17 protein-coding genes and 1 tRNA gene are annotated in these 17,380 nt (G+C 27.4%); 12 read left to right on the top strand and 6 right to left on the bottom strand.

From position 1 onward, the window contains the following. Positions 1 to 4 precede the first annotated feature (4 nt). Positions 5 to 379 (bottom strand): heat shock protein transcriptional repressor HspR, encoded by a 375-nt coding sequence (locus tag ACD570_RS06445; RefSeq protein ID WP_137623978.1) that lies wholly within the window; start codon positions 377 to 379, stop codon positions 5 to 7. 9 nt (positions 380 to 388) lie between these two features. Then, the gene (locus tag ACD570_RS06440; protein WP_200280243.1) at positions 389 to 1,276 is read right to left on the bottom strand and encodes a DnaJ C-terminal domain-containing protein; all 888 of its coding nucleotides are present in this window, start codon (positions 1,274 to 1,276) and stop codon (positions 389 to 391) included. A gap of 238 nt (positions 1,277 to 1,514) precedes the next feature. On the opposite strand from ACD570_RS06440, the gene ACD570_RS06435 reads away from it, so the two are divergent. The 4 genes from ACD570_RS06435 (at position 1,515) to ACD570_RS06420 (ending at position 5,080) form a co-directional block, all read left to right on the top strand. Then, positions 1,515 to 2,924, top strand: a complete 1,410-nt coding sequence (locus tag ACD570_RS06435; protein ID WP_337199463.1) for a DegQ family serine endoprotease — start codon at positions 1,515 to 1,517, stop codon at positions 2,922 to 2,924. A 79-nt stretch (positions 2,925 to 3,003) separates the two neighbouring features. After that, positions 3,004 to 3,678, top strand: a complete 675-nt coding sequence (locus ACD570_RS06430) for a response regulator transcription factor (protein ID WP_200280249.1) — start codon at positions 3,004 to 3,006, stop codon at positions 3,676 to 3,678. Beyond that, a complete protein-coding gene (locus ACD570_RS06425) occupies positions 3,675 to 4,922 on the top strand; it encodes an ArsS family sensor histidine kinase (RefSeq protein ID WP_200280252.1) in 1,248 nt (415 codons plus the stop codon). Before ACD570_RS06430 ends, ACD570_RS06425 begins: the two co-directional genes overlap by 4 nt. Before the next feature lie 83 nt (positions 4,923 to 5,005). After that, a tRNA-Asn gene (locus tag ACD570_RS06420) sits at positions 5,006 to 5,080 on the top strand. Between the two features lie 162 nt (positions 5,081 to 5,242). Here ACD570_RS06420 and ACD570_RS06415 read toward each other — a convergent pair. Then, on the bottom strand, positions 5,243 to 5,839 hold the full coding sequence (locus ACD570_RS06415) for a bacteriohemerythrin (protein ID WP_337209439.1): 597 nt from the start codon (positions 5,837 to 5,839) through the stop codon (positions 5,243 to 5,245). Positions 5,840 to 5,982: 143 nt separating this feature from the next. Between ACD570_RS06415 and ACD570_RS06410 the strand changes: the two genes are divergently transcribed. Continuing rightward, positions 5,983 to 6,648 carry a response regulator transcription factor gene (locus ACD570_RS06410; protein ID WP_337198554.1) on the top strand — a complete coding sequence of 222 codons (666 nt, stop codon included), beginning with the start codon at positions 5,983 to 5,985 and terminating at the stop codon, positions 6,646 to 6,648. Further along, entirely contained in the window at positions 6,641 to 7,831 is a 1,191-nt protein-coding gene (locus ACD570_RS06405; RefSeq protein WP_337209440.1) for a HAMP domain-containing sensor histidine kinase, read from the top strand. The genes ACD570_RS06410 and ACD570_RS06405 overlap by 8 nt, the downstream gene beginning before the upstream one ends. 47 nt (positions 7,832 to 7,878) lie before the next feature. Here ACD570_RS06405 and groL read toward each other — a convergent pair whose 3' ends face one another. Both groL and groES read right to left on the bottom strand, forming a co-directional pair. Continuing rightward, on the bottom strand, positions 7,879 to 9,516 hold the full coding sequence (gene groL, locus ACD570_RS06400) for a chaperonin GroEL (protein ID WP_239820472.1): 1,638 nt from the start codon (positions 9,514 to 9,516) through the stop codon (positions 7,879 to 7,881). Positions 9,517 to 9,537: 21 nt separating this feature from the next. After that, entirely contained in the window at positions 9,538 to 9,798 is a 261-nt protein-coding gene (gene groES, locus ACD570_RS06395) for a co-chaperone GroES (RefSeq protein ID WP_200280266.1), read from the bottom strand. Between the two features lie 166 nt (positions 9,799 to 9,964). Between groES and ACD570_RS06390 the strand changes: the two genes are divergently transcribed. From ACD570_RS06390 to ACD570_RS06375, 4 genes are read left to right on the top strand one after another with little or no spacing between them, the layout of a single operon-like run. Beyond that, positions 9,965 to 12,508: a hypothetical protein gene (locus tag ACD570_RS06390; RefSeq protein ID WP_337207499.1), complete on the top strand. Its 2,544-nt coding sequence runs from the start codon at positions 9,965 to 9,967 to the stop codon at positions 12,506 to 12,508. Between the two features lie 9 nt (positions 12,509 to 12,517). Continuing rightward, positions 12,518 to 13,126, top strand: a complete 609-nt coding sequence (gene ribE / locus ACD570_RS06385) for a riboflavin synthase (RefSeq protein ID WP_200280271.1) — start codon at positions 12,518 to 12,520, stop codon at positions 13,124 to 13,126. Beyond that, positions 13,090 to 13,770, top strand: coding sequence for a polyphenol oxidase family protein (locus tag ACD570_RS06380; protein ID WP_200280274.1), 681 nt, complete (start codon positions 13,090 to 13,092; stop codon positions 13,768 to 13,770). The genes ribE and ACD570_RS06380 overlap by 37 nt, the downstream gene beginning before the upstream one ends. 2 nt (positions 13,771 to 13,772) lie before the next feature. After that, complete coding sequence (locus ACD570_RS06375) at positions 13,773 to 13,976, top strand: hypothetical protein (protein WP_337209442.1); 204 nt, start codon at positions 13,773 to 13,775, stop codon at positions 13,974 to 13,976. Here the strand turns inward: ACD570_RS06375 and ACD570_RS06370 are convergent. Continuing rightward, positions 13,973 to 15,133, bottom strand: a complete 1,161-nt coding sequence (locus ACD570_RS06370; RefSeq protein WP_200280280.1) for a M23 family metallopeptidase — start codon at positions 15,131 to 15,133, stop codon at positions 13,973 to 13,975. The genes ACD570_RS06375 and ACD570_RS06370 overlap by 4 nt on opposite strands. Before the next feature lie 123 nt (positions 15,134 to 15,256). Here ACD570_RS06370 and ACD570_RS06365 point away from each other — a divergent pair, with 123 nt between their 5' ends. After that, positions 15,257 to 15,988 (top strand): plasminogen-binding N-terminal domain-containing protein, encoded by a 732-nt coding sequence (locus ACD570_RS06365; protein WP_337207496.1) that lies wholly within the window; start codon positions 15,257 to 15,259, stop codon positions 15,986 to 15,988. Beyond that, positions 15,988 to 17,370, top strand: coding sequence for an FAD-linked oxidase C-terminal domain-containing protein (locus ACD570_RS06360; protein ID WP_337207494.1), 1,383 nt, complete (start codon positions 15,988 to 15,990; stop codon positions 17,368 to 17,370). The genes ACD570_RS06365 and ACD570_RS06360 overlap by 1 nt, the downstream gene beginning before the upstream one ends. The last annotated feature ends 10 nt before the right edge of the window (positions 17,371 to 17,380 follow it).

Genomic DNA, 17,380 nt, shown 5'->3' with positions numbered 1-17,380 from the left:
TTTTTTATTTTTTTTCATAAAAAATTAAATCAAAACTATTTTTATGTTTAACAACGGCCTTTGAGGCTGCACCTGGATTTTTTTGTTTGCTAAGTTCCAAACGTAATTCATCAATTAAATTTTCAAATTCATGAATTTGATTTTTTAATTTTAATATAACATCAACTCCTGCTAAATTAACTCCCATATCACGAGTTAAACGTAAAATTAATTTAATACGATCAATATCTCTTTGAGAATAAAGTCTTATTTTTCCATCAGTTCGACTCGGCTCTACTAATCCTTCTCTTTCATATTGTCGTAAAGTTTGTGGATGTATACTTAAAACTTTAGCAACAACGCTTATTAAATATACGGGTTCGTCATAATGATGATCCATTTTCTCTCCTTATTCTGGAAGTTTTTCTTTTAAAAGTTCAATTAATTTTTCATCCAATGTTTCTGTATTGGGTAAAATAACATTTAAAATTAAATACAAATCACCATAAATATTATTTTTTCTATTTTGCACTCCATATCCTTTTAAACGTATTTTTTGTCCATTTTTTGAATTTGGGGCTATGGAAATTTTTGCTTCTTTTTTATCCTCTTTAAATGTTTTAATTGTAATTTTTCCACCAAACAAAGCAGTTTTAAGTGAAATATCTACCTTTTGATATAAATCATCATCATCTCTTTGATATATCTTACTTTCTTCAAGCTTAACTATAATAATAAGATCTCCACGGGTTTTATTATAGGCATTTTTTCCTTTGCCGCGAATTCTAAGTTTTTCTCCTTCTTTGATACCATGAGGAATTTTAAATTTGATATTTTCTCCTTGAAAAGTAAAATTATGTTCACCTCCGGTAATAGCTTTTTCAAAAGGAATGGTTAGCTCTATGGTTATATCCAAATCCTCTTCTTCAAAATTACCAAATCCTCCAAATCCTTTGGAAGAAAAACCACTAAAACGATTTCCACGAGGAGATCCTCCAAATCCTCCGCCAAATAAATCTTTTAAAATATCATCTAAATTAATGCCTCCAGTATTTCTTGAAAAATCATGAAAACTTTGTCCGCCAAAAATATTATCTCCATACTGATCATATTGAGCACGTTTTTTTTCATCGCTTAAAATTTCATAAGCAGCATTAATTTCTTTAAATTTTTCTTCAGCACCTTTTTCTTTATTGATATCTGGGTGATATTGTCTTGCTAAGCGACGATAAGCTTTTTTAATTTCATCAGAACTTGCATTTTTAGGTACTCCAAGAGTTTCATATAGACTATTCATTTTATTTTCCTTACAGTTGTTTAATTACATAGAATAATTTATTTTAATATAAATAAAATTATATCAAAAACTTTAGTCTAAGTCAATCAAGTTTTATCAATTTTTATCACTCAAGTTTTTTATTTACAATTTTGTAAATTTTTGATTTTATACTATAGCTTATGTAAAAAATATTTTTACAAATAAAACCATAAAGTTAGAATATATAAATTTTTCTAATTTTAGAAAGGAAAAAACTATGAAAAAGATTTTTTTATCAATAGGTTTAGCAAGCGTATTATTTGCAGCAAATATTAATTTTAACGAATCAACTTCATCTGCTAATCGTGTTAATCCAGCAGACGGTGGAGTTATTTTAAGTTATCATGATTCTATTAAGGATGCCAAAAAATCAGTTGTTAATATTTCAACCTCAAAAACTATAACACGAGCAAATAATTTTAGCCCTTTGGATGATTTTTTTGATGATCCTTATTTTAAACAATTTTTTGATATTCCTCAAAGAAAAAATAAAAATGATAAAGAGGTAATTAGTTCTTTGGGTTCTGGTGTGATTATTTCAAAAGATGGTTATATAGTAACCAATAATCATGTTGTAGAAGATGCTGATACAATAACTGTAAATTTACCAGGAAGTGATACGGAATATAAAGCCAAATTAATAGGAAAAGATCCAAAAACAGATTTAGCTGTGATTAAAATAGATGCTAAAAATCTTTCAGCCATTACTTTTGCTAATTCAGATAATTTAATGGAAGGTGATGTTGTATTTGCCTTAGGGAATCCTTTTGGGGTGGGTTTTAGTGTTACAAGTGGAATTATTTCAGCATTAAATAAAGATAATATCGGTCTTAATCAATATGAAAATTTTATACAAACAGATGCTTCTATTAATCCAGGAAATTCAGGCGGTGCTTTAGTGGATAGTCGTGGATTTTTAGTCGGTATTAATTCAGCTATACTTTCTCGTGGAGGTGGTAATAATGGTATAGGATTTGCTATTCCATCTAACATGGTTAAGGATATAGCTAAAAAGCTCATTGAAAAAGGTAAAATTGAAAGAGGTTTTTTAGGTGTAACTATTTCAGCTTTACAAGGAGAGACTAAAAAAGCTTACAAAAATCAAGAAGGAGCGTTAATTACAGATGTCCAAAAAGGATCTAGTGCTGATGAGGCTGGATTAAAACGAGGTGATTTAGTGACTAAGGTTAATGGCAAAGTGATTAAGAATCCAATTGATTTAAAAAATTATATAGGAACTCTTGATATTGGGGAAAAAGTTACAATTGATTTTGAAAGAGATGGAAATAATAAACAAGTAAGCTTTATTCTTAAAGGAGAAAAAGAAAATAAAGGAGTACAAAATAACCTAATTGAAGGATTGAGTTTAAGAAATTTAGATCCTAGATTAAAGGATCGTTTGCAGCTCCCAAGAGATATAAATGGAGTTTTAGTAGAAAAGGTTAAGAGTAAAAGTAAAGCAGATGAGGCTGGATTTAAAGAAGGGGATGTGATTGTAGGTATAGGTCAAGGTGAGATTAAAAATTTAAAGGATTTAGATCAGGCTTTAAAACAAGCTAATAAAAAAGAATTTATCAAAATTTGGGTGTATAGAAATGGCTTTACTACTTTATTAGTGCTAAGATAATTTTTTACGAAAGGATTTTCCTTTCGTTATAAATTTTAGTTTAAAATTATATTTTAAAATCAATGTAAAAAGGAATATAATGACAAATATTCTTATGATAGAAGATGATTTAGAACTAGCTGAAATTACTGCTGAATACTTGGAAAAATTTGATATGAAAGTTGATATAGCTCATGAGCCTTATATAGGACTTTCAAAACTTGCTTTAAAAGAATATCAATTAATTATTTTAGATCTTTCTTTGCCAGGACTTGATGGGCTTGAAGTTTGTGAGGAAATTCGTAAAAAATATGATACCCCTATTATTATTTCAAGTGCTAGACATGATATAACAGATAAGGTTAATGCTTTGGAGCTTGGTGCAGATGATTATTTGCCAAAACCTTATAATCCTAAAGAGCTTCAAGCACGTATAAAAAGCCATTTAAGAAGAATTTCAAATACAAAAAACACTCTTGCTAAAAGTGTTAAAGATCTTGTTTATGATCAATATAAGCATACAATTTCAATGAAAGGTCAAGAGCTCATTTTAACTAATGCTGAATTTGATATTTTAAGTTATTTGATAAAAAAAGAAGGTGGAGTTGTTAGTAGGGAAGAGCTTGTGTATAATTGTTCTTCTATCAGTGAAGATTCTAGTAATAAAAGTATAGATGTTATTATTAGTCGAATTCGTCAAAAAATGGGAGATGATCCTAAAACACCAAAATATATACATTCTATTAGGGGAATAGGTTATAAATTGACTCAATGAACAAATCTTCAATTTTTTACACCATCACTTTTATTTTTATTTTTGCTGGAGTTAGCGTTATCTTAGGATTTTTATGGCTCATTGAATATGATCAGCAAAATTATACAAGAGAGTTAAATACGAAATATTCTTTGATTGCAAATGCTAGACTTTTGTATTTTGCTGGAGTTATTAATGAAAAAGAGTTTGAGGAGCAGACAAAAAATTATAATAAAATGCAACAGGTTGTATGGCCAAAGGAAATTCGTAAAATTCTTTTTAGCGGGGATATTCTTGCTCGAGTTGAAGTTAATAATGGCCTAATAGAAATAATATCTTATGATAATCAAGTTTATTTAAATATTATTTATGATGGAAAAATAAATCTTTACAAGGATCAAGACTATCAAACTTATAGATATTTTATTATAAAAGCAATTGCAGTAGCTGTTATTTGTATATTGATTTTACTTTATATTTTTATTTTTAAAAAACTAAAGCCTTTGAAAGCATTAAAAAAACAAATTGATAAATTTGCAGAAGGAAGGCTTAGCGATATTGAAGATGTTAGCACTGGAGCGGATGAAATTTCTCAAGTAAGTAAAGCTTTTTATCAAGCTATTTTACAAATTCGAAAACTTAATCAATCACGTCAATTTTTTCTAAGAAATATTATGCATGAGTTAAAAACTCCAATTACAAAAGGACTTATTACTCTTGAGATGCTAGAAGATAATAAATATAAAGAAAGATTGGATAATATATTTAATAGACTTGAAATTTTAATTAATGAATTTGCTGCAATAGAACAAGTAACTTCTGGAGCTGCTTTTATCAATAGAAAAAAATATAATATTTTAGATGTTTTAGATGAAGCTAAAGAAATAGCGATGCGTGATGATAGCAATATACGTATTTTTATGGGTGAGAGTTTTTTTGTTAATGTAGATTTTAAACTTTTTACAACTGCAATTAAAAATATGATTGATAATGGCATTAAACATTCTCAGGATGGTTTTGTGGAAATTTGCATTAAGGATAATTATATATGTTTTAAAAATTGTGGACCCGAGCTTAATAATACTTTAGAATACTACACTCAAGCTTTTACTCAAGGAACGAAACAAAAATCAAGTTTTGGATTGGGGCTTTATATTGTTAATACGATTTTAGGAGCTCATGATATGAAACTTGATTATGATTATAAAGATGGGGTAAATCATTTTTATTTTATAGATTTAAATAATATTATGGTAAAAGAATAAATTTTTTAAATATTTTTATAAAAAATCTTGACAAAGATATTAATTTTAAATATAATTACATTTTTTAAAACTTTGGTAATTGATCCGGATTAGCTCAGCGGTAGAGTAGTCGGCTGTTAACCGATTGGTCGTAGGTTCGAATCCTACATCCGGAGCCATTCTTATTTAACTTAATAAATATTCATTTTATTGAAATCAATTTTTTAATTAATATTCTATTTTATGTGTTTTTAGCTTTTATTGATTATTAGAAATAAAACAATTATTTTAGATTATTTTAAAAAATTTTTATTTTAAAGTTAGTTTTTAAATTTATAAATTTAAGAATATTCTTTGTAAAATTTTATGGATTGTTTGCAAATTTTACAAGTAAAATTATGCCCTTGTGATATTATTTCTTGATGAATATTGCAAGGAACATCATGAAATTTACCTAAGCAGCCACAAGTATAAAGATAAAATTGCGGAAGCTTGTTTTCTTTGTCTTCTACTTTAAAATCAACATCTTTATTGTTATCCGTAGCTAATAAAGAATTCCTCCATTGTTTAACTTTCATATCTTCGCATAATATATGCTCTAAAAGCCATTGTTTAGTGATTGTGTAAAGTTTTTCTTTAAGATCGTTAGTTGATTTAATATTTTTAATTGCTTTTATCATATCTTGAATAATCATTTTGTGTATTTTACGATGTTGTTCCAAATCTGGATAATCAATTAGTTGCATATATTTTTCTTCATCGCTAAAATGATCTTTCATATAATTAAAAAATTCACTTAAAAGATCTTTTATATCATTTCTGCTTACAGATTTTTCTGATATAGCCTCAACTTTTGCCGCAAGTTGAAAAAGTTTTTTATGCTGATCATCAATTTTAGCATTATTGACGCTATATTTCTTAATCCATTTTGGAAGCATTTTAATCCTATGTAATAAAAATTATTTTTTTGTAATAAGCATTATAAAAAAATTTAAATAAAAATTTATTTAAAGGATTAATAAGCATTTTGTTATAATTAATATATAAAAGAGCTTAGAATTATTAGGAAAGATTTAAAATTATGGCAACAAAAATTTTGCTTTTAGAAGACGATTTAAGCTTAAGTGAAATTATAGAAGAATTCTTAAGCGATGAAGGGTATGAAGTTTGTGTTTGTGTTGATGCTCAAGAAGCTTTAAATTTGGCCTATGAAAAGTATTTTGATTTATGGATTTTAGATGTTAAGGTTCCAATGGGTGATGGCTTTTCGTTGCTTAAAGATTTGCGTCATTGTGGAAAAGAAACACCTGCTATTTTTATGACTTCATTAAATACAGTCAATGATCTAAAAGAGGGTTTTAGCTCAGGTTGTGATGATTATATAAAAAAGCCTTTTGAATTGGCTGAACTTTCTATACGTATAAAAGCTTTACTTAAAAGATCTTTTTCTCATAAAAATGAAGATTTTGAAGATTTAGGCAATGGTTTTAAGTTTAATTTTGCATCTCAAATTCTTTATTCTTTTGAAAAACCTTTATCTTTGCCAAGCAAAGAAGTTAAGCTTTTATCTTTATTACTTAAAAATAAAAATATTTTTTTAAGTACAGAAAAGATTTTTGAAGAACTTTGGGATTATAATGAGGAGCCAAGTGAGCTTAGCTTAAGAGCTTATATTAAGAATTTAAGAAAATTATTAGGTAAAGAAAAGATTATTAATCAAAGAGGTAGAGGCTATCGTTATGAGTAAGAAAGTTATTAGACAAATTTTACTCATTTATCTTACAACTACGGGTTTTTTTCTAGCTTTCTTTTTTATTATTTGGTATCAAAAATTATATGAAGAATTGGTAATTTTAAGGAGTGGTTCTTTAAGAGATATTCATAGAAATATTGTGATTAATATTATCAATTCTCGTTTTACCCCAATTGCTACAAGTGCCAAAAATATAGCAGAAAGTTCAGGATTAAATTTTGCAATTTTTGACAGTAATCATGCCATTTTTAATAATTTAAATTTTGATTTTAGAAAGGTAAAAATTGAATTTAAGGGTAGAGGAATTTACAATGGAAAGGTATTTTTTATTTTTCCCATGAGTACAGATTTATATTATTTAAAATATTCAAGAAATGAAGATTTGGCTCAAGAGGATGGTTTAAAGATTTTAATCCAAGGAGAAGATGTTAGCAAAGAACTTTTTTGGATCAGAGTTAAAGTTTTTAGTTTTTCTTTTTTAGCTTTTTTTGCTTTAGGGCTTATTGCTTATGTATTGGTTAAAATTGCTTTAAGGCCATTAGAAGATAAAATTACTGTTTTAAATAGATTTATTAAAGATTCTACGCATGAATTAAATACACCTTTAAGTGTTATTTTGATGAGTATAGAGCAACTTGAACGACAAAATTTGGATAATAATAAATTTAAGCGTATAAAAATTGCAGCAAAAAGTTTATCTCAGATATATTCTGATTTAGTTTTTTATAATTTCCCTAATACCTTAGAAAGCGAAAAAGAAGAATTTAATTTAAAAAATTTACTTGAAGAAAGGATAGAATATTTTAAACTATTTTTTGAACAAAAGAAAATAAATTTAGATCTTAAATTAGATAATGATATTATAATTTTTGCCGCTAAAAATCAAATTTCAAAACTTTTAGATAATCTTTTAAGTAATGCCATTAAATATAATAAGAAAAATGGAACTATTTTTATAAAGTTGAAAGAAAATTTTTTAAGTATTGCTGATACAGGTTGTGGTATTTCAAAAGAAAATTTAAAATTTATTTTTGATCGTTATGTAAGATTTAATAAAGATCAAGGAGGGTTTGGCATAGGATTATCTTTAGTAAAAAAGATTTGTTATGATAATAATATAAAAATTATATGTGAATCTACAGAAAATGAGGGTAGTACTTTTAAATTAATTTGGTAAGAAAAATCAAGTCAGAATACTGACTTGATTTTAGCTTAGGTGAAAAATTACATCATTCCACCCATACCTCCCATTCCACCCATACCACTCATATCAGGCATAGCAGGTTTATCTTCTTTAATTTCACTGATAGTAGCTTCAGTTGTTAAAAGCATGCTTGCTACAGATACCGCATTAAGCAAAGCAACTCTTTCTACTTTAACAGGATCAATAATACCAGAAGCAAACATATCTACGTATTCGCCTTTAGCAGCATCAAAACCTGTGTTTTCATCTTTTGTATTTTCTACAGTATTAACAACGACGCCCGCATCAAAACCAGCATTTTCAGCAATTTGTTTTAAAGGTGCTCTTAAAGCCCTTTCTACTATTGCAGCACCAATAGCTTCATCACCTTTAAGATCTAACTTGATTTTTGATTTTGCTTTAATGAGTGCAGCACCGCCACCTATTACTATACCTTCTTCAACAGCAGCTTTTGTTGCACTTAAAGCATCATCAACACGATCTTTTTTCTCTTTCATTTCAGTTTCAGTTGCTGCTCCAACTTTGATCAAAGCTACACCACCACTTAATTTTGCAAGTCTTTCTTGTAATTTTTCTTTATCATAATCACTTGTTGTTTCAGCAATTTGAGCTTTGATTTGATTAATTCTTGCATCAATACTTGCTTTTTCACCGACACCATTTACAATAGTTGTATTATCTTTATCAATAATTATGCTTGAAGCTTGTCCTAAATCTTCCAAAGTTGCACTTTCTAAAGTTCTTCCAAGTTCTTCAGAAATTACTTCCCCACCGGTTAAAATAGCAATATCTTCAAGCATAGCTTTTCTTCTATCACCAAAACCAGGTGCTTTTACTGCTGAAATATTTAAAACACCTCTTAATTTATTAACAACCAAAGTTGCAAGTGCTTCACCTTCAATATCTTCAGCAACAATTAAAAGCGGTTTACCTGTTTTTTGGATTTGTTCTAAAATTGGTAACAAATCTTTTAAGCTTGATATTTTTTTATCATAAAGTAAAATATAAGGATTTGAAAGCTCAACTAACATTTTATCGGCATTTGTAATAAAATAAGGGCTTAAATATCCTCTATCAAATTGCATACCTTCAACAACATTTAACTCATCATTAATTGACTTAGCTTCTTCAACAGTTATAACACCATCTTTGCCTACTTTTTCCATAGCATCAGCAATTAAATTTCCAATTTTTTCATCAGAATTTGCCGAAATAGTAGCAACTTGAGCTATTTCTTTTTTATCTTTAACTTCGCGAGAAAGTTTTTTAAGTTCAGCTATGATAGCTTCACAAGCTTTATCCATACCGCGTTTAACTTCGATAGGATTGGCTCCTGCAGTAATATTTCTTAAGCCTTCTTTGAAAATAGCATGAGCTAAAACAGTTGCGGTGGTTGTTCCATCTCCTGCTTGATCAGCTGTTTTACTTGCTACTTCTCTTACTAAAGAAGCACCCATATTTTCTAAAGAATCTTTTAATTCAACTTCTTTAGCAACACTAACACCATCTTTTGTGATTGTTGGAGCACCAAAGCTTTTTTGGATTAAAACATTACGACCTCTTGGTCCCATAGTTACTTTTACGGCGTCATTTAATTTTTTAACACCCTCATAAAGTTTATTTCTTGCTTCGTCTGAAAAAATAATTTCTTTTGCCATTATTGATCCTTTTTTATAAAATTATTTTAAAATTCCTAAAATATCATCTATATTTAGTACTAGATATTCATCATTGTCAAGTTTAATTTCAGTTCCACCATATTTGGAAAACATAATTTTATCACCACTTGATACATCGTTTATTTCTTTGCTTACTGCAATTACCTCTCCCATTAGTGGTTTTTCTTTAGCATTATCTGGTATAATTATACCTGAAGATGTTGTTTTGGTTTCTTCTACGCGTTTGATTAAAACACGTTTTCCTAAAGGTTGAAAATTCATTTTGTCCATCCTTAAATATAATATTGATTTCTAGCACTCTTTAATTTAGAGTGATAAAATCATACTATAAAAAATGAATTTTGTCAATACTTTTAGTAAAAATATTTATATATCTTTAGTTAAATTGACTAAAGTTTTTTTATAAATTAACTTGCAAGGATAAAAAATGAAAAAAATTTTCTATACGATATTTATTTTGATTGCGGTGCTTGTGATAGCTTTTTATATGATATTATTTACAGGTTTTGGCAATAATATTATTGCTAATATAGCTCAAAATAAAATCAAAGAAAGCACTGGATTTGATGCAAATATTACGCGCTTTAAACTTCGTTTTTCTAGTGTTGATTTCCAGCTTAAATTAGCCAATATGATTGATTTTGATTTGTATGGAAAATTAAATCTTTTTAAATTAGGATTTGATCTTGATTATATCATTAAATTGAATAAAAATTATGTTCAAAATTCAGGTTTAAATTTAAAGGAAAATTTAACTTTTGGAGGAAAAATTCAAGGTAAGGCAAGTGATTTTATTGCTAACGGTAAGGGTTATTTATTTGGATCTGACATTTTATTAAATACTCGTATTTATGATTATTCTCCTATAGTCTTAAATTTAAGCGCTCAGGGTATACAAATTTCAGAATTGCTAGAGCTTTTTGGTCAAGCAAATTTAGCAAAAGGAACTTTAGATATAGCAAGTAAAATTAACGCTAAAGATTTAAAGCCTGATGGAAATATTATAATAAAACTTGATAATAATTATATAAACTATGCAATGATTAAAAAAGAATTCGGAATAGATTTGCCTGATAATTCAAATTTAAAAGCTCAAATTTTAGCAAATATAAAAGAAGATAAAATTTATGCTATAAGTAAAATTTACAATGATTATATAAATTTGCAAACTCAAAAAACTTTATATGATTTAACTAATAATACTCTTTTTACAGATTTTGATTTAAAAATTCCTAGTCTAGCTAAACTTGAAAAACTAACCAAGACAAAACTAAATGGAGATTTGCAAACTATAGGCGATTTAAGTTTGGCTAATAATGTTTTAAAAACTTTAAATGCTAATATTATAGGGTTAGGTGGTGAGATTAAAGCTAGTTTAAAAAATAATCAATTGCTTGCTCAAATTGATAATGCAGATTTAGGAAAAATTTTAGCTATTGCTGGATACGGTAGCTTGATTAATGGTAGTTTAAATGCTAATTTAAATAGCATGGGGCTTGATTTTGCAAATTTTAATGCTGAAGCAAAAATTAATAATGCAAAAATAAATACTCAAGAACTTAAAAAAATTGCACATATAGAACTTCCTAATACAACTTTTAGTCTAAATGCAAAAGCTCTTGCTAAGAATAATAATATCACCTATAATGCTATTTTGGCTTCAAATTTATTGAATATTAAAAAATTATCTGGAACTTATAATTTAAAAAATAAAGAATTAAACACAGATTTAAATTCTTTTATTGATGATTTATCTCAGTTTAGTGCTATTGCAGGACAAAAATTGCAAGGTAATGCAGAATTAAATGCAAAAGCTCATATTATAGGATCTCAGATAAAAAATTTAAGTGCAGATGCAAATATTGCCAATGGGATCATAAGGGCGAATTCTGATGGTAAAAAATTAGATTTAGATATTAACAAACTTGATCTTTCAAAGCTTTTGGTAATTACAGGTATGCCAAATTATGCAAGTGGAGATATCAATGCAAAAGCACATTTGGATAATGTCGATTTTAAAGATTTAAATGGTAACCTAAATTTAAAAGCTAAAGGTATTTTAAATTCTGTTGTTTTAAGTAAAATTTTAAATAAAAAATTTCCAAACAATGTAAATTATGATTTGAGTTCAAATATAGTTTTAAAAAATAATGTTGCTCAATTTGAAAATATTTTAAATTCTACTTTAGCTAATCTTACGCATTTAAAAGGTAGCTTTGATATTAATAAAATGAATTTACAGTCTAATTTTATTTTAGATGTTAATGATTTTTCTAAATTAGGGTTTTTGTTAGATAGAAAACTTAAAGGTTCTGCAAGTTTTAATGGGAATATTGGTTATGATAAAACTTTAAATTTTGATATTATGAGTAAAAATTTATTTAATGGAACTTTAAATGCAATTTTAAAAAATAATATCATTAATGCTGATTTAAATAATGTAGATTTAGATACTTTGGCTCAAGGAATAGGTGTTATAGATGTTTATCAGGGTAAGGCCAATGTAAAAGCAAATTATAATATATCAAATGAGCAAGGCGAGGTAAATTTAGATATCAAAGAAGGAAAACTTAAGCCAAATGCTATTACTACAGCATTAAAAGTTTTAACTTTTAAAGATTTTACTCAAGAAATTTTCCATACAGCAAATGCAAAAGCATCAATTAACAAGGAAAATATAAAATTAAATTTAAATATGCAAGCTGATAATGCCAGTATTCTTATAAATTCAGGAGAATTAAATTCAAAAAGTGGTGTTTTAAATCTTCCTTTTAATGCTAAAATTGATAAGGTTGATTTTAAAGGAAATATTGCAGGAACAACAGATAATCCTAAAATAAAATTAGATGCAAGTAGTGTTGTTGATTCTGTAAAAAATATATTTGATGTAAAGAATAATGATGCTAAAGATACAGATAAAAATAAAAAAGTTGATAAAGCAATTAATAAGATATTAAATAAGATATTTTAAGGAAATTTAATGTTTAATGGTCTTATAAGAGAAATCGCACAAGTTGTATCTTATCAGAATAATACTTTAAGATTAAAAGCACAATATAAGCCCAGTTTAGGAGATAGTATAGCTGTTAATGGGGCTTGTTTAAGTGTAACAAAAATTTACCATGATGGTTTTGATGTTGAACTTTCTCATGAAAGTCGTTTACACATAGCGGTACAAAATTTAAAAGAAAGTGTTCATATAGAGCCAGCTTTAAGGTTTGGAGATAGAATTGATGGGCATTTAATGCAAGGACATATTGACTTTATTGGGACACTTGAAAAAATTGACAAAGATGAAAATGGAGTGGATTTTTTTATTTCTTTGCCTAAAGATGCGATGAAATTTGTTGCTTCTAAGGGTAGTATAGGTATTGATGGGGTTAGTTTAACAATTAATGAAATTTTTGAGAATCAAATCAGATTGACTATTATCCCTATTACTTTTAAAGAAACTCTTTTTAAAAATTATAAAATAGGTAGAAAAATCAATATTGAAACTGATTTGCTTGCTAGATATATACATGCACAATTAAAAGATACTAAGGAAATATCATGGAAAGAGATAGACAAAATTTCATATCTTTATTAGATAATGAAAAAATAAGTGTTTTTTGTGCTTATGATCAAGATTATAATATTTTTAAAGCCAATTCTTTTAAGGAAAATTTATTTTCTCATTTAGGTTTTAAAGGTATTTTAGAATGTGTGTTTATGGATCAAATTCATTCTAATTTGGTGCAAAATTATGATATAAATTTAAAAAATCTTACTTGCGATGGTTTGATTACTAAGAAAAAAAATACAGCACTTTGTGTTTTAAGTGCTGATTGCTTACCTTTGTTGCTATACCATGAAGATGGCATTATAGCAGCCTTGCATTCTGGTAGAAAAGGAAGCTTTGACAATATTTTAAAAAAATGTATAGAAAAGATTATTTTAGAAAATCCAAATTTAGATAAAACCAAATTTCATCTTTTTATAATGCCAAGTATTTGTTGGAAAGATTATGAAATTAATGGAGATATTTTAAATTTTGCAAAAGAAAATTTTAGAGATTTTTTATTAGATAATCGACTGGATTTAAAATCTTTAATAAAATTTCAAGCTAAAGAGTTAAATATAAATCATATTTTAGACTCTGAAATCTGTAGTTTTGAAAATAAAGATTTTTTTTCTTATCGTAGAAATAAAACACAAAAACGTTTTGTAAGTGTGATTTATTTAAAGGATTGATAATGTATGAAAAAAAAGATTTAAGAGTTTTAAAGATAATACAAAAGGCTAGAGAATTTGGTGATTTGGATTTATGTAATGAAATTTTAATTAATCAGCTTGTTAATACAGCTTTTAACGAAATAGAACCTAAGGAGAAGGAAGAGCTAATCGCTCTTTTAAATTCTTTAATAGAAGCTAAAGATAAAGCTTTACTTAGTAATTAATTTAATTCTATATAATTTTCAAAATCTTCTTCTTTTGGAGGATTTGGTTCATGGTTTTTTAAGGCCGCTTTAACCGTTCTTTCATATTGAGCTATTGTATTTTCAAATTCTTCTTTTTGCTTTCCTTTTAACTCAGACTTTGCGATTTTTACAACTGATGCTGGATTGATAGCTTTATTGTTAAGATATACTCCAAAATGTAAATGAGGGCCTGTGCTCATTCCTGTTGATCCTACATAAGCAATAATTTGACCTTGATTAACCCTTTGACCTGTTTTTATTTTGGCAAAACGACTTAAATGTGCATATAAAGTCGTGTATCCTCCTTCATGTTTTACTTGCACAACATTTCCATATCCACCTTTTGTTCCAACAAAAATGATTGTTCCTTTTCCAGCACTTTTAACAGGTGTTCCAGTAGGTGCAGCATAATCTATACCAAGATGAGCACGGTAGCGTTTAAGTATAGGATGATATCTTGCAGTACTAAAAGGAGAGGAAATTCTTATATAATTAACAGGTTTTGTAAGCAAGAAATTATCCAATTCTCTGCCTTTACGATCGTAAAAAGTATCATTATAAAAGAAAACTTCTTGAATATTTTTGTTAATTTCTACTGTAGCCATTTTAATTGTAATATCGCCCCATAGCTTTCCCATACGTCTTTTTTGCTCATAATAAAGCGTTATTTCATCCCCTTTTTGGATATTTCTGAAATTAATTCCTTTAAAAGCTCGAACCATAGCGCGAGCTAAAGTACTACTTCCGCTTTCTTCATAAACATCTTGATAGGCTGAATTTTTAATTGTTAAATGTAATATTCTATTATCAATTTGATAGATAATTGGGGTAAAAGTTAATACATATTGATTATTTTCATTTTTGTAAATATGAATTTGTAAATCATCGCTTATTGGGATTAAAACTTGTTCTATATTGTTATTATCATCTTTTAAAATTTGATATCTTGTTTTGTAAAGTATATCAGAAGCAAGCTCTTGATCTTCTTTATCAAGTCCATAATAAAGTGATATTGGAATGGAATTTCGTTGTAAAAATTTTAGCAAAGTATCTCCATTATCCCAAGTTAATTCTTCAACACTTAATGCAGCAAAACTTTGGATAACAAATACAAATAAAAGTAGAATTTTTCTCATAAAAAACCTTGATTTTCGTAGAATTTTAAAAATTTAAAATCTATATTTTACTTTATTTTTCTTACAATTGCTTAACAAAAAAGGAATATAATTACATAAAATTATTTTTTAAAGGAGCAAAGTTTGCTTAGATTTATAGCAATTTTTTTAACATTAAATTTTACTTTATTTGCTGCAAATTTCAATTTAAAGCCTATTAAAACTGAGCTTTTAAAAGTAGATGATATTTATGGTTATATCAAAGATAGTCCAGAAATTCAAATCAATTCTAGTGGGGTTGTGCTGCAGCAATTTAAAAATTCTAAAAGTATTATCGCTAGAGTAAATGTGATTGCTAAAGAAAATGGCCTTGCAAAATTAGAATTTAGTGTTTTTTCAGATTTAAAGCAAAAAGCTTTACCTTTACCAAATGTTTTACCTCAAATTGGCGATGAGGTAATTTTAAATTTTCTTTATGATAGAGGGATGATTATCGCTCCAGATGAAAAAACTTATAATGATTTAGCATCAGATTTTCCTCAAATTTATTTTACTCATATAGATATTTTTGGAGCACAATTAATTAGAAGCTCTACCGTTGCTCCAAAACGTAGTGATTTTAGAAAATTTTGTGCAGATAATGCAGTAGGTATTTTAATTTTTGCTTTAGAAGATAAAGCTAAAATTATTGATTGTCAAAATTTCAATGAACTTTATGAAATTCCTATTAAAAAAGGATCTAGTGTACAAATTCCTTTTTATTCTCGTGTAGATGGTTATAGAACTAATTTTTTTGATTTTAATGCACAAAAAATAAATGATTATTACCAGTATTATAATGCTTTAATTGATTTTTCTAAGGTTTTAGCAGATTAATGAGAGAAGAATTTAAGCAATATTTTATCAAACTTTTAGGTAGTGAAAATGCTTATTTTGATCAAATGCATAAAATTGCTTATAGTTATGATGCAACTAAAAACCATTATTTACCCGATGGTGTGCTTTTTCCAAGGAATGAAGAAGATATTTCTAATATTCTAAAATTTTGTAATGATAAGGGTATTATCATTGTCCCACGTGGTGCTGGAACAGGTATGAGTGGAGGTTCTTTGGCTGTTAATGGCGGTTTAATTTTGGCTTTTGAAAAGCATATGAATAAAATTTTAGAAATTGATCTAGATAATTTAGTTGCTATTGTTCAACCAGGTGTTATTAATATGCACTTACAAAAAGAAGTTGCCAAATACGGACTTTTTTATCCACCAGATCCTGCTAGCATGGAGCATTCAAGTTTGGGAGGTAATGTAAGTGAGAATGCTGGTGGAATGCGTGCAATAAAATATGGAATTACAAAAGATTATGTTTTAGCCCTAAGAGCAGTTTTACCTAATGGAGAAATAATTTCTGCAGGTAAACGGACTGTAAAAGATGTTGCAGGTTATAACTTAGCTGGAATTTTAATTGCTAGCGAAGGTTCTTTGGCGGTTTTTAGTGAGTTAACATTAAAATTGATCGCCTTGCCTAAGTTTAAAAAGACAGCTATGGGAATTTTTTCAAGTGTAAAAAGTGCTATGAATGCTGTTTTTAAAACTTTAGCAAGTGGTGTTACTCCTACTTCAATGGAATTTTTAGATAATCTTAGTATTTTAGCGGTAGAACATAAATTTAATACAGGTTTACCTATAAATGCTGGAGCGATTTTAATTGTTGAGGTGGATGGAAATATTCAAGAATCTATTGATGAAGATTTAAAAATTATAAAACATTATTTTTTAGAAGAAAATGCAAGTGAATTTAAGATTGCTAAGAGTGAAAAAGAGGCTAAAGATATATGGTTTGCTAGGAAAAATTGCTCTCAAAGCATTGCTATGTATGGAAATTTAAAATTAAATGAAGATATCACTGTTCCAAGGTCAAAACTTCCTGATTTGTTAGAAGGAATTAATGAAATTTCAAAAAAATATGGTTTTAAAATCCCTTGTTTTGGTCATGCAGGTGATGGTAATGTCCATACTAATGTTATGATTAAAGATAAAAATGATCAAGATCAGGTTAAAAAAGGACATTTAGCCGTAGAAGAGATTTTTAAACTTACGATTAAATTAGGTGGGACTTTAAGTGGGGAGCATGGTATAGGAATTTCAAAGGCATCATTTATGAATTTGGCATTTTCTAATGCTGAAATGAATTTGATGAGAAATATAAAAAAGGCTTTTGATCCAAATAATATACTCAATCCTTTTAAAATGGGACTTTAGAGGAGTTAAA

The organism is Campylobacter sp. LH-2024 (genome assembly GCF_048270605.1).
Taxonomy (GTDB): Bacteria; Campylobacterota; Campylobacteria; order Campylobacterales; family Campylobacteraceae; genus Campylobacter_D; species Campylobacter_D molothri.
This window is presented reverse-complemented; position numbering and strand designations above follow the sequence as displayed.

What these genes read in the sequence shown, in the direction of transcription:
- groL (WP_239820472.1), bottom strand. Translation starts at nt 9,516, where the DNA reads ATGGCAAAAGAAATTATTTTTTCAGACGAAGCAAGAAATAAACTTTAT.
- ACD570_RS06415 (WP_337209439.1), bottom strand. Translation starts at nt 5,839, where the DNA reads ATGCTTCCAAAATGGATTAAGAAATATAGCGTCAATAATGCTAAAATT.
- ACD570_RS06375 (WP_337209442.1), top strand. Translation starts at nt 13,773, where the DNA reads ATGTATGAAAAAAAAGATTTAAGAGTTTTAAAGATAATACAAAAGGCT.
- ACD570_RS06435 (WP_337199463.1), top strand. Translation starts at nt 1,515, where the DNA reads ATGAAAAAGATTTTTTTATCAATAGGTTTAGCAAGCGTATTATTTGCA.
- ACD570_RS06425 (WP_200280252.1), top strand. Translation starts at nt 3,675, where the DNA reads ATGAACAAATCTTCAATTTTTTACACCATCACTTTTATTTTTATTTTT.
- ACD570_RS06405 (WP_337209440.1), top strand. Translation starts at nt 6,641, where the DNA reads ATGAGTAAGAAAGTTATTAGACAAATTTTACTCATTTATCTTACAACT.
- ribE (WP_200280271.1), top strand. Translation starts at nt 12,518, where the DNA reads ATGTTTAATGGTCTTATAAGAGAAATCGCACAAGTTGTATCTTATCAG.
- ACD570_RS06440 (WP_200280243.1), bottom strand. Translation starts at nt 1,276, where the DNA reads ATGAATAGTCTATATGAAACTCTTGGAGTACCTAAAAATGCAAGTTCT.
- ACD570_RS06410 (WP_337198554.1), top strand. Translation starts at nt 5,983, where the DNA reads ATGGCAACAAAAATTTTGCTTTTAGAAGACGATTTAAGCTTAAGTGAA.
- ACD570_RS06445 (WP_137623978.1), bottom strand. Translation starts at nt 379, where the DNA reads ATGGATCATCATTATGACGAACCCGTATATTTAATAAGCGTTGTTGCT.
- ACD570_RS06390 (WP_337207499.1), top strand. Translation starts at nt 9,965, where the DNA reads ATGAAAAAAATTTTCTATACGATATTTATTTTGATTGCGGTGCTTGTG.
- ACD570_RS06370 (WP_200280280.1), bottom strand. Translation starts at nt 15,133, where the DNA reads ATGAGAAAAATTCTACTTTTATTTGTATTTGTTATCCAAAGTTTTGCT.
- groES (WP_200280266.1), bottom strand. Translation starts at nt 9,798, where the DNA reads ATGAATTTTCAACCTTTAGGAAAACGTGTTTTAATCAAACGCGTAGAA.
- ACD570_RS06360 (WP_337207494.1), top strand. Translation starts at nt 15,988, where the DNA reads ATGAGAGAAGAATTTAAGCAATATTTTATCAAACTTTTAGGTAGTGAA.
- ACD570_RS06380 (WP_200280274.1), top strand. Translation starts at nt 13,090, where the DNA reads ATGGAAAGAGATAGACAAAATTTCATATCTTTATTAGATAATGAAAAA.
- ACD570_RS06430 (WP_200280249.1), top strand. Translation starts at nt 3,004, where the DNA reads ATGACAAATATTCTTATGATAGAAGATGATTTAGAACTAGCTGAAATT.